Annotated in this window: 14 protein-coding genes; 8 read left to right on the top strand and 6 right to left on the bottom strand. The window is 49.8% G+C overall.

Features of this window, described 5'->3' with window-relative positions; translation table 11 throughout:
* Positions 1 to 45: 45 nt before the first annotated feature.
* The 3 genes from KXJ70_RS10610 to KXJ70_RS10600 all read left to right on the top strand — a co-directional run bounded on the left by KXJ70_RS10610 (position 46) and on the right by KXJ70_RS10600 (position 5,131).
* Positions 46 to 1,656: a GMC family oxidoreductase gene (locus KXJ70_RS10610; protein ID WP_219043476.1), complete on the top strand. Its 1,611-nt coding sequence runs from the start codon at positions 46 to 48 to the stop codon at positions 1,654 to 1,656.
* 54 nt (positions 1,657 to 1,710) lie between these two features.
* The gene (locus KXJ70_RS10605) at positions 1,711 to 4,206 is read left to right on the top strand and encodes a TonB-dependent receptor (protein WP_219043475.1); all 2,496 of its coding nucleotides are present in this window, start codon (positions 1,711 to 1,713) and stop codon (positions 4,204 to 4,206) included.
* A gap of 313 nt (positions 4,207 to 4,519) precedes the next feature.
* Positions 4,520 to 5,131 (top strand): histidine phosphatase family protein, encoded by a 612-nt coding sequence (locus KXJ70_RS10600; protein ID WP_219043474.1) that lies wholly within the window; start codon positions 4,520 to 4,522, stop codon positions 5,129 to 5,131.
* Between the two features lie 23 nt (positions 5,132 to 5,154).
* On the opposite strand, the gene KXJ70_RS10595 is transcribed toward KXJ70_RS10600, so the two are convergent.
* From KXJ70_RS10595 to KXJ70_RS10585, 3 genes are read right to left on the bottom strand one after another with little or no spacing between them, the layout of a single operon-like run.
* On the bottom strand, positions 5,155 to 5,472 hold the full coding sequence (locus KXJ70_RS10595; RefSeq protein WP_219043473.1) for a hypothetical protein: 318 nt from the start codon (positions 5,470 to 5,472) through the stop codon (positions 5,155 to 5,157).
* Between the two features lie 2 nt (positions 5,473 to 5,474).
* A complete protein-coding gene (locus tag KXJ70_RS10590) occupies positions 5,475 to 5,918 on the bottom strand; it encodes a hypothetical protein (RefSeq protein ID WP_219043472.1) in 444 nt (147 codons plus the stop codon).
* 5 nt (positions 5,919 to 5,923) lie between these two features.
* Positions 5,924 to 6,217 carry an ElaB/YgaM/YqjD family protein gene (locus KXJ70_RS10585; protein WP_219043471.1) on the bottom strand — a complete coding sequence of 98 codons (294 nt, stop codon included), beginning with the start codon at positions 6,215 to 6,217 and terminating at the stop codon, positions 5,924 to 5,926.
* A gap of 156 nt (positions 6,218 to 6,373) precedes the next feature.
* On the opposite strand from KXJ70_RS10585, the gene KXJ70_RS10580 reads away from it, so the two are divergent.
* From KXJ70_RS10580 to KXJ70_RS10570, 3 genes are read left to right on the top strand one after another with little or no spacing between them, the layout of a single operon-like run.
* Complete coding sequence (locus KXJ70_RS10580) at positions 6,374 to 6,550, top strand: DUF1328 domain-containing protein (RefSeq protein ID WP_219043470.1); 177 nt, start codon at positions 6,374 to 6,376, stop codon at positions 6,548 to 6,550.
* 55 nt (positions 6,551 to 6,605) lie between these two features.
* Positions 6,606 to 6,806, top strand: coding sequence for a CsbD family protein (locus KXJ70_RS10575; RefSeq protein WP_219043469.1), 201 nt, complete (start codon positions 6,606 to 6,608; stop codon positions 6,804 to 6,806).
* A 48-nt stretch (positions 6,807 to 6,854) separates the two neighbouring features.
* Positions 6,855 to 7,412, top strand: coding sequence for a BON domain-containing protein (locus KXJ70_RS10570; protein WP_219043468.1), 558 nt, complete (start codon positions 6,855 to 6,857; stop codon positions 7,410 to 7,412).
* Positions 7,413 to 7,514: 102 nt separating this feature from the next.
* Here KXJ70_RS10570 and rpmG read toward each other — a convergent pair whose 3' ends face one another.
* The 3 genes from rpmG to radC form a co-directional block, all read right to left on the bottom strand.
* Positions 7,515 to 7,685, bottom strand: a complete 171-nt coding sequence (rpmG, locus tag KXJ70_RS10565) for a 50S ribosomal protein L33 (protein WP_008252729.1) — start codon at positions 7,683 to 7,685, stop codon at positions 7,515 to 7,517.
* A gap of 11 nt (positions 7,686 to 7,696) precedes the next feature.
* Complete coding sequence (gene rpmB, locus KXJ70_RS10560) at positions 7,697 to 7,933, bottom strand: 50S ribosomal protein L28 (protein WP_219043467.1); 237 nt, start codon at positions 7,931 to 7,933, stop codon at positions 7,697 to 7,699.
* A 337-nt stretch (positions 7,934 to 8,270) separates the two neighbouring features.
* Positions 8,271 to 8,945 carry a RadC family protein gene (gene radC / locus KXJ70_RS10555; protein ID WP_219043466.1) on the bottom strand — a complete coding sequence of 225 codons (675 nt, stop codon included), beginning with the start codon at positions 8,943 to 8,945 and terminating at the stop codon, positions 8,271 to 8,273.
* A 110-nt stretch (positions 8,946 to 9,055) separates the two neighbouring features.
* Here radC and coaBC point away from each other — a divergent pair, with 110 nt between their 5' ends.
* A complete protein-coding gene (gene coaBC / locus KXJ70_RS10550) occupies positions 9,056 to 10,261 on the top strand; it encodes a bifunctional phosphopantothenoylcysteine decarboxylase/phosphopantothenate--cysteine ligase CoaBC (RefSeq protein ID WP_219043465.1) in 1,206 nt (401 codons plus the stop codon).
* 91 nt (positions 10,262 to 10,352) lie between these two features.
* On the top strand, positions 10,353 to 12,803 hold the full coding sequence (locus tag KXJ70_RS10545) for a phosphomannomutase/phosphoglucomutase (RefSeq protein ID WP_219043464.1): 2,451 nt from the start codon (positions 10,353 to 10,355) through the stop codon (positions 12,801 to 12,803).
* Positions 12,804 to 12,838: the final 35 nt, after the last annotated feature.

Below are 12,838 nucleotides of genomic sequence, written 5' to 3'. Positions count from 1 at the left end.
TACGCAAATTTCCACCAGCACATAATAAGTTAGGGGAAACACATCATGCCCAGCGAAACCTTTGACTACATTATAGTAGGTGCTGGCAGCGCTGGCTGCACATTAGCAAACCGCCTTACTGCCAATGGTAAATACAGCGTTTGCTTACTTGAAGCTGGCGGTAACGGCAATAGCCCTGTTGTCAAAGCACCTGCAGCATTGGTTCTAATGATGCGCTCCAAAATCAACAACTGGGCCTACCAAACCACGCCCCAGGTAGGTTTGAACGGTCGTCGCGGCTACCAACCCAGAGGTAAATGCCTCGGCGGCTCCAGCGCCATCAATGCCATGCTATATGTACGCGGTCACCGCAATGACTACGATTCTTGGGCCGCGCAGGGCAATGAGGGCTGGTCTTACAATGATGTACTACCTTATTTTATTCGCTCAGAATGCAATGAAACCTACGGTCACGATAGCGAATTTCACGGCAATGCCGGCCCCCTGAATGTTGTCGATTTAGTTTGCCCCAGCCCCCTAAACAAGGCCTTCATCAGCTCGGCTCAAGAGCAGGGACTCCCTCATAACCCCGACTACAATGGCAAAGAGCAGCACGGCTGCTTTCAATACCAAGTCACCCAAAAAAATGGCGAGCGCTGGGGTGCTAATGCGGCTTACTTGCGTCCGGCCATGTCGCGAAGCAATCTCAAAATTATCACCCAAGCACCGTTTAATAAAATTATTTTTAATGGCCAGCGCGCTGTCGGTGTTAGCTACTTTCAGGGCAATCAGCTTCATGAAGTGCGCGCTCGTCGAGAAGTCATTGTCTGTGCCGGTGCGTTCGGTTCGCCGCATTTGCTGATGTTGTCCGGTATTGGGCCTGCGGACACTTTGCAAAAACATGGCATCCCGGTACAAAAGCACCTCCCCGGCGTTGGCCAAAACCTCCAAGACCATATCGACTACACAGTTGCCTATAAAACCAATTACAACCGCGACACCTTTGGGGTCTCCCTGCGCGGCTCTGCCCGTGTAGCCGCTGGCGCCGCACAATGGGCCGCCAAGCGCGAAGGAATTGTGACCACACCTTACGCCGAGGCCGGCGCGTTTGTTTACTCCGGAGAGGGCCTAAGCGCACCGGATTTGCAAATGGTATTTGTCGTCGCCGTTGTGGATGATCACGGCCGCAAAATGCATCTAGGCCATGGCTATAGCTGCCATATAGAAGTACTGCGCCCCAAAAGCCGTGGCGAAGTTAGCCTAAATTCTGCAAACCCCTTAGACGCTCCGCGCATCGACCCTAAATTCCTGAGCGAGCGCGACGATCTCGAACTGCTTGTTAAGGGCGCAAAAAGGCAGTCCAAAATATTAGAGTCAGCGCACTTTGCAAAGTATCAACCCGAGCTTATCTACCCTGTGGACTGGCGGGATGATGCCGCCATTGAAGCGGACATTCGCAACCGCGCTGACACCCAGTATCACCCAACAAGCACCTGCAAAATGGGACCAGAAAGCGACGCTATGGCAGTAGTCGACAGCACATTGAAAGTTCGGGGAATTGACGGTTTGCGAGTCGTTGACGCGTCTGTTATGCCCAGCATCATCGGAGGCAATACGAATGCCCCTACCATTATGATTGCAGAAAAAGCCGCCGATATGATTTTGCAATCCGCTTAAAAAGATAAAGAAAAAGACAACACACTTTAATTGTCATACAGCCTGGAGTAAGCAATGAGTTATTTAATAACAAAAAAGCCATTCAAAAAATGGGGACTGCTGCTAGCAATAAGCAGCGCCTACACACCCAACAGTTACTCGCAAGCTTTAGAAGAGGTAGTGGTCACTGCTCAACGGCGCTCAGCGAGCGTGCAAGATACACCGGTGGCGATTACCGGCTTAGCAGATAGTGCGCTGGAAAAACTGGGTTTTGAAAACGCCAACGATATTTCTGCGCAAGTGCCCAATATGCAAGTTAGCGGCCCCTATGGCGAGGTCCAGCCCATATTCGCCATTCGCGGCGTGAGCATGTCTGACTACAGCTCCAACCAGGCCAGCCCCATCGGGGTTTATGTAGACGAAGCATATTTAGGCGCCGTATTTACCCACGGAACTAGCTTCTTCGATGTCGAGCGATTAGAAGTTTTACGCGGCCCACAAGGCACGCTATACGGCAAAAACACCACAGGCGGCGCCATCAACATCATTACCAAAACTCCAATGATAGGCGACCCGATGGACGGTAAGATTAAAGCCGGCCTAGGTAACTACGGCATGACTAATCTCGAAGGCGCCATTGGTGACACCCTAATTGACGATAAACTCGCGGGGCGCTTTGCGTTTAAAGTTAAAGAAAACGACGGTGTTCAGGAAAATCTCGGCGAGGGTAAAGATCGCGGTATCCTCGACTTTAGCGCTGCTCGAATTTCATTAAACTGGCAAATCACCGACTCGCTAAATGGGGTATTCAAATATACCCGTGCGAAAAACAGAGGCAATATGAAAGTGCCGCGCGCAGAGGCTCGCACTGATGTCCGCGGCTTAGAGGCTATAAAATTACCGACCAACCCATATAACTCTAACGGCTATATTGATTACACCGGCTATGATCGCAGTGCGCGCAATCTCGACTGGAATCAGGTAGAAGATAATACCGGCGATCGAAACCGTAATAATTTCGACATGGATCTCTTTATCGGCACCTTAACCTACCAAGCCGATAACTACTCGCTGATCTCGGTAAGCTCGTTTTACGATACCCAATTAGATAAATTTACTAATGACGACGGCGGCCCCACTCGACTACTCGAAATTGATTGGTTTACCGCAAGCCGATCGTTCTCCCAGGATTTCAGATTTGCATCGAACTTCGACGGCAATTTCCAAATTATCGGTGGCCTCTATTACGGCCTCGAAGAATTGGAAATGCAAAATATTTACGAGCTATTCGGCGATTTATTAGATCCGCGCGCGGCGATCGCCAAACCCGATCTCGCTGGGCAAGCACCCTTTGTTCTTAATTTTGGTGCAGTCGATCAGCGCCAAGATACCGAAAAAGAAACCATCGCCGCCTATACTCAGATGCGCTTTGACATAACAGCGAATTTTGGCGTCGACCTCGGCATGCGTTACACCCAAGACACCAACCGCCTAAGCTATATCAACGTCTCTCGCGTTGGCTTAGACGGCTCACCACGTGGTACATTTTTACCGGGCAACACCACTGGCTATGACCAAGCCTTTGTACCGGTATTCTTACCACCCATTGTCAGTGGCGACCCAAATGCCATCATTGGCTTTCTTACAGATCCAAGCAGCTATCTCACCCAGCTAACCGCCTATGGACTACCCGGCTATACCGAGGGATCCTACACCCTGGATAGTGGCCCAACACAAGAAGCGACTGAGCGCGAATGGACGGGGAAAATAGGCGCGGATTACCGCTTTAACGACGAGTGGATGGTTTATGCAAGCTACAGCAAGGGCTATCGTGCCGGCGCTTTTAACAGCGGGATTTACTATGAGGCGCGCCCTATAGACTCATCCTACGCATCGCCTGAGTATATCGACGCCTATGAGATCGGCTTTAAAGCCGACTTACTCGACAACAGTCTTCGCATCAATGCCGCGGCCTTTATGTATGAATACACGGATCAGCAATTCATTAACGTAGTGGGTATCTCTAACTTCCTGGAAAATGCCGGCGCCTCAGAAATTTTAGGTGCAGAGGCCGAAATTTGGTGGCGTGCCACCGAGCGTTTAACACTTCAGCTGGGCATCGGATTGCTGGAAACCGAGTACACCGAATTGGAACTGCGCGACACCAGCACCCTAGCTGACCTCGATGACACGATCCGATTAGATGGCAACGAATTGATTTCCGCTCCACCGCTCAATGTCAGCATATCTGCAGACTACGATATCTATACCGGCGACAGCGGATACCTTTCTTTAAACGTAAACGCTAACTACCAAGACGAGCAGTGGTTTAGCGCCTATAACGACGCCGCTGGCTATGAGTATGGTCGTGAAGACGCTTACACCGTGTATAACGCTCGCATCGGCTGGTACGACAACGACGGGCGCTATCAAATTGCGCTGTGGGGCAAGAATATCACCGACGAGCAATACAAAACCTACAGTATTAATTTACAAGCCAGCTTCGGTTTAGACTACTACATGATCGGCGATCCAATGATGTACGGGCTCGAAGCGACATATAACTTCTAAACCGACTTACCCTCCAGGCTTTGGGGCGCGACTGCCCCCTTTTTCTATTCAACCCTGGCGGGGCACAGCCGATGTTATCACTAGCTGTACAAGCCTCCGCCACTGACCGTTTAATCACGAGCAGCAACAGCGCCCCTGCGGAGTATGGCAACAACACTCACTCGGAATTACTTACGCTAGCCGACATTAGAAAGCCGGTTCTCTACGTCACATTTATAGCAAGGAAAGCCAGCTTGGCTTACTATGTAGCGACTCTAGCCGCTGTGAAGATTTGGTAACACAGCATAATATGATGGTTGCTGCGTAGAAAATAATGGAACTCGAAAAAATTTATTTTGTTCGTCACGGGCAAACTTACGCCAATATCGACAAAGTATGGCACGGCCAAACCGACACCGAGTTAACACCGGAAGGTTATGAACAAACACGTAAACTCGGTGCGTATTTTAGCAACTACATCACACCAACTGTTATCTATAGCAGCCCACTGCAACGCGCGCGCATTACCGCCGAGGCAATAGGCCAAGGTTTTAATCTAGAGGTAATTCAAGATCCGCGCTTAATGGAATTGGATCTTGGTGATTGGGAAGGTCAAACCTTTGAATCACTGAGCAGTACGGGCAGCAACACCCTGCACGAGCTAGTACATAACCCAGATTTTTGCAGCCCAAATGGTGAATCTCAGAATGTCGTAAAAGCGCGAATGCTTGCGGCGATTAAAGAGATAGGTGAAAAACATAAAAATGAAAGCGTGGTCATTGTTTCACACGGTGTCGCGATCAGTATTGCACTGGCACATTATCTCCACGATGACACAACGCAGTGGCCAAAATACAGTAAAAGCAATACTGCTTTTTCGGAGCTTTGCTTAAATAGCAAACAACTTCTTCGATTCAATCAAAGCGATCATCTTACTACAGAATGATAGTCGCGTTGATTAGCGGGTTTTTATCTCCGGCGACGCATCTCAAAAAACAGCCGACTTAGCTGCCGATCTAAGACATCGACAACAATCTGCCTCCATACTGGGTTTCCGGCGCTGACGTTTTTGCATTGCTCATTATCGCCACAGTCATTTTTTTTTTTGCGAAGAGAAAATAAAAAACCAAGACAAAGTCCGCCAATAAGATACTCAGGCTTAGCCAAGTTATTAGCTAACTGCTCGCGATACAACTTGCGCCGATGCTGAAGCACCTCTCGGTCTTGCGCTTGTTGTGCCCTCTTTCGCTCAATAGCTTTTAATAGCTGAGTTTCTGCACTCGCCATGGCTAAACCCCTCCGCCGGCCACTGGACTCGAATCGCGAGTAGACTCGGCCAGAGACGATGGCGAGAATTCGCCAATACATCGACGCAAAGCTCGCCAACAAACCCAGCTCAGCGCAAGGCTCGCCGCACTTGCAAGCAACATCGCTCCAGCAAGTGACAAGCCCGCCTGCATCATTACGCCAACGAGCGCAGTCAGCACACTAAGCCAGCCGGCGAGCAGCAACATAAACACCGCCAGACTTAGCACCAGTATTTTGCAAAGCAGCAGCATCCAGCGCTGACCGTGCATCTCAGCCAAGCTTAAATAGCCTGTCAAATGATCGCGATACGCGTGAACCAAGCTAGCCATAGATTCGTTCGAATCTAGCGACTTCGACTTTGCTTCCGCGTGTATCCGCTCACCAGCTAAGATCTGCTCGTCGCCCTTGCTCACATTTAAAGTCATTTCTTTTATTTACGAAATAAAAATGCGAGAACGGCGCCTAGCAAAAATGCGATGCCAATACTTTTTGCGGGGTTCTCACGCGTGTAGTCACCTACCGCAGAGCTAACCGCCTCTGATCGTGATTTAGCAGATTGTGCGAGCCTGTCTGCATGGTCGCGCAACTCATTCGCCAACTCAATTAAGCGATCTTCACTGCTACCCGCCACCGCAGCCGCACGATCGACAGCCTCATGTATTTTCTCGGCAGCACCATCTACTTTTGCATGCGCTTTATCACTCGTTGCAGCTGCATTCGCCATACTGTATCTCCCTTTAATTAACAAATTACTAACTATTGGCTTCACAGTGTGGACAATTCATTTCAGACAAAGTTTGTATTTTATAAAAAAAACAAACTTTGAACTTATTATTTAGTCGAGGTCAGAATTATCACTGCAACAAAAAAGGAAATTATCATGCTGGGATGGTCACTTGTGTTTTTTATTGTTGCCATAGCTTCTGCAGCACTTGGCTTTGGCGGCATAGCAGGTACAGCAGCGAGTATTGCTAAAATTTTATTTTTCATCTTTTTAGTGCTACTTGTTATTTCTTTACTAATGCAAGTTTTGCGAGGACGGCCACCGCGGTTGTAATCGCATCTTACTTTGCCCAAGAGGGCAATAATTCACTATCAAGAGGAGTATTTTTATGAATCAAGATATCGCTGAAGGAAAATGGAAGCAGTTGAAAGGCCAAATAAAAGAGAAATGGGCTGATTTAACTGACGATGATATTAACTACGCTCAAGCCAACAACGAACGCTTTATAGGTGTTATACAAGAGCGCTACGGCTTGGCCAAGGACGAAGCAGAAAAGCAATTTGACGAGCTGAAAAAGAAAGTTTCTTGAAACTAATTTCACATATAAATTTTATCTTTCAAATTCATGGAGAAGAATATGACTATCAAAAAAACGCTAGCAAGCGCTATTGTACTTTCAGCTATTAGCATTACGCCGGCATTAGCTAATGATTGGCAAGGTAAAACAAATGATGCGTGGCTGGATGGGAAGATTGAAACTGCCTTAATGCTAAACAGTGAACTTAACAATTTCACCATCGACACTGACGTTAAAAAATCAAACGTAACGCTCAAAGGCACTGTAAACAGCGAAATTGAAAAGGACTTAGCAGGACAGATTGCTGAGAATGTCGACGGTGTAAAGTCTGTAGACAACAAGCTAACTGTAGATAAAAACTACACAAGCAAAATGGAAGCTACTGGCGAGAGATTTAGCCGCACCTGGTATGACTTAACCACCACCGCCGGCATCAATATGAAATATGCTGCCAATGACGACATTGAGGCCACCAGCATTGATGTCGACACTAAAAACGGCATGGTGGTGCTAACAGGCACGGTTAAAAGCGATGCTGCTCACGACTTAGCCATAGAGATTGCTAAAGGTTTTGATCACGTTAATGACGTTGAAGACAAGCTAACTGTCGTTAACTAAAGGGCGAACCAGCCGCTCTCGGCGCCTTAGCTCTGCTCATTTCTGCAGACATAAAAAAACCGCGCATTGCGCGGTTTTTTTATGGAAGCACGAAACCAAGAGTTACTTGATTTTAGCTTCTTTATACATCACGTGCTTACGTACCACTGGATCGTATTTTGAGAATTCAAATTTATCCGGAGTGTTACGCTTGTTTTTAGTGGTCGTGTAGAAGTGACCAGTACCCGCGCTAGAAACTAAACGGATTTTATCGCTTGCGCCTTTCTTAGCCATGACCAGTCTCCTTAGAATTTTTCGCCACGGGCAGTAAGTTCTGCTAACACAGACTCAATACCTTTTTTGTCGATGATACGCATGCCTTTGCTAGAAACACGCAAAGTGACAAAACGCTTCTCTGCTTCAACCCAAAAACGGTGGCTGTGCAGGTTTGGCAAAAAACGGCGACGAGTGCGGTTCTTTGCGTGTGATACATTGTTTCCGGTTACCGGACGCTTGCCAGTAACTTGACATACTCTAGACATGATAGTCGCCTCTTCAACCCTTATCCGCGTTTTGCGGTGCAAAAGGTTTATAAAATCAGGTTCAAACCGGGCCGCCGTGTGGTTCTGACAATACTCGGGTGCCCTGAGACGTTTTGCATCCCGGACACGGCCCAAATGGAGCGCGACTTTATACCAGAAGGTCGGGCAGCAAGCAAGTTTTGTCGCGAAATTTCCCTTAAAGAATCTCCAACCATTCTCGCCCCGGGAGCTAACTGAGATACCTCGCCACCAGAGAACAAGCTGCCTGCAGGCACGTAGGCTGCCAATCTGGCCGCGGCCACGCCGTAAAATCTAGTGGCCCGTATTTTCCATCGCGTCAGATCAAACCCCGCTCAGCTAGCGAGATAACTTCTGGCCCCGCCACCACGCAGTGGTCCAGCAAGCGCATATCCAATAATGCCAAAGCATCCCTGATTCGGCGGGTAATTTTGATATCCGCCTCGCTCGGCTCCGCCACTCCGGACGGATGATTGTGCACCACGATCAGGGCGGCAGCGTGTAATTCTAGCGCCCGCCGCGCTATCTCACGCGGATAAACCGCTGCCCCATCAATGGTGCCGTAGAATAACGGCTCGTAAAGGAGCATCTGATGCTGATTGTTGAGATACAGCACCGCGAACACCTCGCGAACCTCATTACGCAGCTGAGCCAGCAAAAACTGCCGTGTCGCAGCCGCACTAGCAAATACCGGCTTGTTCAGCAGCGCCTCTGCCAAATAACGACGCGACATCTCCACAACCGCCTGTAATTGCACAAACTTGGCGTCGCCTAGGCCGTGAGACGCGCAGAATCGTTCGCGGCTTGCCGCTATCAAGTCAGCTAGCCCACCGTGCTCCTGCAGTAGCTCTCGGGCCAAATCCACCGCGGATTTCCCCCTGACACCGGTACGCAGGAAGATGGCCAATAACTCTGCATCTGCCAAGGCAGCGGCGCCGCGCTGCAATAACTTTTCCCTCGGCCGTTCATCTTCCGGCCAATCTGTAATTGCCATAACACCCTCCTTGGTGAACATGGTTTATTAGGGCAGCCAAACCACGCGGTAGTCGGCGGCCTCGATAAGCTTCATAATAACGCCATACTGACCAATAGCGACACGGTGATATGAAACAACTGAGCAACCGGCATATTCTTCTCGGCGTTACCGGCGGCATTGCAGCTTACAAGAGCGCAGAGCTTATCAGGCGCTTAAAAGATCACGGCGCCGATGTGCGAGTCGTCATGACTGCGGCTGCTATGGAGTTTATTACACCGCTCACACTCCAAGCGCTGTCTGGCAACCCGGTACACACCACCTTACTTGACCCCGAAGCAGAAGCGGGTATGGGGCATATCGAGCTAGCGCGCTGGGCCGATCTTATTTTAGTCGCTCCTGCCAGTGCTGACTTTATGGCCCGCCTAGCCAATGGTCGTGGCGACGACCTGCTCACCACACTGTGTTTAGCAACACCCGCACCCATCGCGCTAGCACCAGCAATGAACCAGGGCATGTGGCGCGACCAGGCAACCCAAGACAATATCGCCACCCTGAGCGCCCGCAAAATTGCCCTTTTCGGCCCCGCTGCGGGCGAGCAAGCCTGCGGCGATATCGGCCCCGGCAGAATGCTCGAAGCGGAAGAACTTGCGACACACGCAGCCAGTATCTTTAACTCCCGAATATTAGATGGCGTACGCCTAACGATTACCGCCGGCCCAACCCGAGAAGCCATTGACCCCGTGCGCTATATTAGCAACCACAGCTCTGGGAAAATGGGTTACGCCCTAGCGGCGGCAGCCGCAGATGCCGGCGCGATAGTGACACTGATCAGCGGCCCAACAAACCTAAACTGTCCAGAGCGAGTAAGCCGAGTAGACGTGATTAGCGCGCAGGATATGCTGGACGCCAGCACTGCTACCCTAGGCAAATGCGAGCTTTTTATTGCCTGCGCCGCGGTCGCTGACTATCGCCCAGCTAAGGCCGCAGATCAAAAAATTAAAAAAGACAATGACAGCATGCACATCGACCTAGTCCGCAACCCGGACATCGTGAGCACGGTTGCCAATCACAGTGAACGGCCGGTGACAGTCGGCTTCGCGGCAGAAACCCAGGATCTCCTGCGCTACGCGCGGGGCAAACTGGAACGAAAGAATCTCGATTTAATTATCGCCAACGATGTCTCGAATAGCGCCATTGGCTTTAATGCCAATGACAATGCGGTCACCGCAATATGGAAAGACGGGCAATGTGATATCCCACAAATGGGTAAAAACCAGCTGGCCGCTCAACTCATAACGCTAATCGCACAAAAATTCTTTGCTGAGACTCGCTAGACAGACAGGGTGCGCTCTACCATTATGGGAGCATTGCGGCGATTGACTACATAATAGTGCCAAGGCCATCAAGGATCAGATAACTACGACAATGAGAAAAAAAGCGTCCGAGACCATCGCCACCAAACCAGCCGTCGCCCAACGATTTTCCGCTAATCAGCGTGACATCCTGCTATCTGCCATATTTTCCATCGGCCTGGTATTCGCTGCGTTCTACTGGATACAACACTATGAAGAGCCGCGCGCCTTAACCCAGCGTATCGATACCGTCACATCCAACATCGCAGATCATCAGCGCGGTATCGTGCGCGACGCAATAGACCAGCTTGGGTCCCGCGTCACAGAACAAAGCAAGAGCCAAGAACTTATAGATGCTTTACAACAAGGCAATATTAGCGATGACAGTGTGTTGTCGAAAAACCTCAAGCGCGCATTTCCCGAAGCCCAAGATACCAAAATCATCTACATCGGCAATCAGGGTATTGCCGACGAGCGCAGTGAGACCTTGCGGCTACGGAATAATATTGAAATCGATATGCTGCGCAAGAGCATTGAGCAGCAAAAGCTAATTATCGAAGCCTACAAACATAACGATGAGTGGCTAATCTCCTTCGTTAAAACTGCCAGCAAACGCGGCGCAATATACGTCACATTCAACGCCAACTATTTCGAAAAAATGTTAAATAGCCTAGCGGGCAATGCCGTTAGCGTTGAGCTAATCCAAACATATAAATCGCGCAGCGACAGTGTCATCAAACCATCGGCAATTGCTTACCCAAATGTCATGCAGAGTCGACCACTGTCGGTTCCCGGCTGGACACTACAGATTTACCCGCAAGAAAATACGGTGCTAAGCCTGAGCTCAGACAGCACCCTACTGTGGTTAATCTGCGTGCTTTGTGTCGCATTGATTGCCAGCAGTCACGCCATCTTTTTCCTGCGTAGTTATCAAATTCCGGTAGCGGAGAAAAGCCCGAGCAAGACGCCAAAATCGGATCTCGAAAAAGCGGATCCCGAACCCAGCCTAGAACAGGTTCTAGCGAAAAAACTTAGCGCAGACCGACAAAATAGAACCGCCAAACGTGATAATTTCCCCGCGCCCGACGGCGCACCACCACTTCCCGAGTTAAGTACTGAAAAGGCCGGCAGTAAAAATAAAGCGGCCACATCGACCATCTCAGTCAACTCGTTTCGCGCCTACGATATTCGCGGTATCGCCGAAACTGAACTAGACGACAACGCTTGCTTTGCCATTGGCAAATCGGTCGGCAGCGAAGCTTTAAGTCGAAGCCAAAGCAAATTGCTTTTGGGCCGCGATGGCCGCTTAAGCAGCCCCAGAATTCATGAGGCACTGGTCAAAGGCTTACTCAGCACCGGTATTGACGTTATCGACCTCGGCCTCATCGCCACACCAATGCTGCACTACGCCTGCCAAGATTTAAACATTGGCAATGCCATCATGATCACCGGTAGCCACAACGCCGGCGAGTATAACGGCATGAAAATTAGCTTGGAATTTAAGTCCTTAACGTCACAAGACATCCAAACGCTGCGACAGCGCATAGAGGCTCAAGACTTCACCAGCGGCAACGGCAACCGCACTAGCGACAGCATTGAGCAACGCTATATCGACCGTATTATAGGTGACGTCGTCATCGCCCAATCACTTAAAGTCGTCATCGATGCCGGCAATGGTGCAACCTCTAATATTGCGCCCGCCCTGTTTGAAGAGCTCGGCTGCGAGGTCATCCCACTCTTTTGTGAGACTGACGGCAACTTCCCAAATCACGCGCCAGACCCAACCATTGAAAGCAATCTGAGCGCACTTAAAGCCGCAGTAGCAGAACATGGCGCCGACCTTGGTATCGCCTTTGACGGCGATGGCGATCGCGTCGCCATCGTCAGCGCCCAAGGTCGCTGCCCTTCAGCAGACCAGTTATTGATGGTGCTCGCCAATGACATCGTAACGCGCAATCCAGGCGCTGAAATCCTATTTGACGTCAAATGTTCGCGCCTACTGCCTGAACTTATCGTCGATTGCGGTGGCCGCCCCACTATGTGGAAATGCGGCCACTCCTATATGAAACAAAAAATGGCAGAAACCGGCGCCTTGCTTGGCGGAGAATTCTCAGGTCATATTTTCTATAAAGACCGCTGGTATGGTTTTGACGACGGCATGTATACCGCCGCCCGCTTATTGGAAATACTCACCTTATCAGGCCTAACAATGGATGACGCATTAGACAGCCAAGCCAGCCTCGTTAGCAGCCCAGAGATTTTGATTCCTGTTGCCGATGAGCGTAAATTCGCCATTATTGAAACCTTCACCGAGAACCAAAAATTCGCCGATGCAGGGCTTATCAATATTGACGGCCTGAGGGTAGAGTTCAGGCACGGCTGGGGCTTAATTCGCGCCTCAAATACTGGCCCCGCTATAACCATGCGCTTTGAGGCGGATAGTGAGTCCTCTATGAAACGCATACAAAATGACTTCAAGGAATTGCTGCTAAGGATTGATCCAACGCTAGTAGATAGTCTTTAATAGGCGTCCTTTTTTTGCCACCGACTTTACGAGAA

Origin of the sequence: Zhongshania aquimaris (genome assembly GCF_019312595.1) — a bacterium.
Classification (GTDB): Bacteria; Pseudomonadota; Gammaproteobacteria; order Pseudomonadales; family Spongiibacteraceae; genus Spongiibacter; species Spongiibacter aquimaris.
The sequence above is the reverse complement of the archived record's forward strand: the minus strand, read 5'-3'. Positions and strand labels throughout refer to the sequence as shown.

Excerpts from the sequence above, each read along its gene's own strand:
- KXJ70_RS10610 (WP_219043476.1), top strand. The coding sequence starts at position 46 with ATGCCCAGCGAAACCTTTGACTACATTATAGTAGGTGCTGGCAGCGCT.
- KXJ70_RS10605 (WP_219043475.1), top strand. The coding sequence starts at position 1,711 with ATGAGTTATTTAATAACAAAAAAGCCATTCAAAAAATGGGGACTGCTG.
- KXJ70_RS10600 (WP_219043474.1), top strand. The coding sequence starts at position 4,520 with ATGGAACTCGAAAAAATTTATTTTGTTCGTCACGGGCAAACTTACGCC.
- KXJ70_RS10595 (WP_219043473.1), bottom strand. The coding sequence starts at position 5,472 with ATGGCGAGTGCAGAAACTCAGCTATTAAAAGCTATTGAGCGAAAGAGG.
- KXJ70_RS10590 (WP_219043472.1), bottom strand. The coding sequence starts at position 5,918 with ATGACTTTAAATGTGAGCAAGGGCGACGAGCAGATCTTAGCTGGTGAG.
- KXJ70_RS10585 (WP_219043471.1), bottom strand. The coding sequence starts at position 6,217 with ATGGCGAATGCAGCTGCAACGAGTGATAAAGCGCATGCAAAAGTAGAT.
- KXJ70_RS10580 (WP_219043470.1), top strand. The coding sequence starts at position 6,374 with ATGCTGGGATGGTCACTTGTGTTTTTTATTGTTGCCATAGCTTCTGCA.
- KXJ70_RS10575 (WP_219043469.1), top strand. The coding sequence starts at position 6,606 with ATGAATCAAGATATCGCTGAAGGAAAATGGAAGCAGTTGAAAGGCCAA.
- KXJ70_RS10570 (WP_219043468.1), top strand. The coding sequence starts at position 6,855 with ATGACTATCAAAAAAACGCTAGCAAGCGCTATTGTACTTTCAGCTATT.
- rpmG (WP_008252729.1), bottom strand. The coding sequence starts at position 7,685 with ATGGCTAAGAAAGGCGCAAGCGATAAAATCCGTTTAGTTTCTAGCGCG.
- rpmB (WP_219043467.1), bottom strand. The coding sequence starts at position 7,933 with ATGTCTAGAGTATGTCAAGTTACTGGCAAGCGTCCGGTAACCGGAAAC.
- radC (WP_219043466.1), bottom strand. The coding sequence starts at position 8,945 with ATGGCAATTACAGATTGGCCGGAAGATGAACGGCCGAGGGAAAAGTTA.
- coaBC (WP_219043465.1), top strand. The coding sequence starts at position 9,056 with ATGAAACAACTGAGCAACCGGCATATTCTTCTCGGCGTTACCGGCGGC.
- KXJ70_RS10545 (WP_219043464.1), top strand. The coding sequence starts at position 10,353 with ATGAGAAAAAAAGCGTCCGAGACCATCGCCACCAAACCAGCCGTCGCC.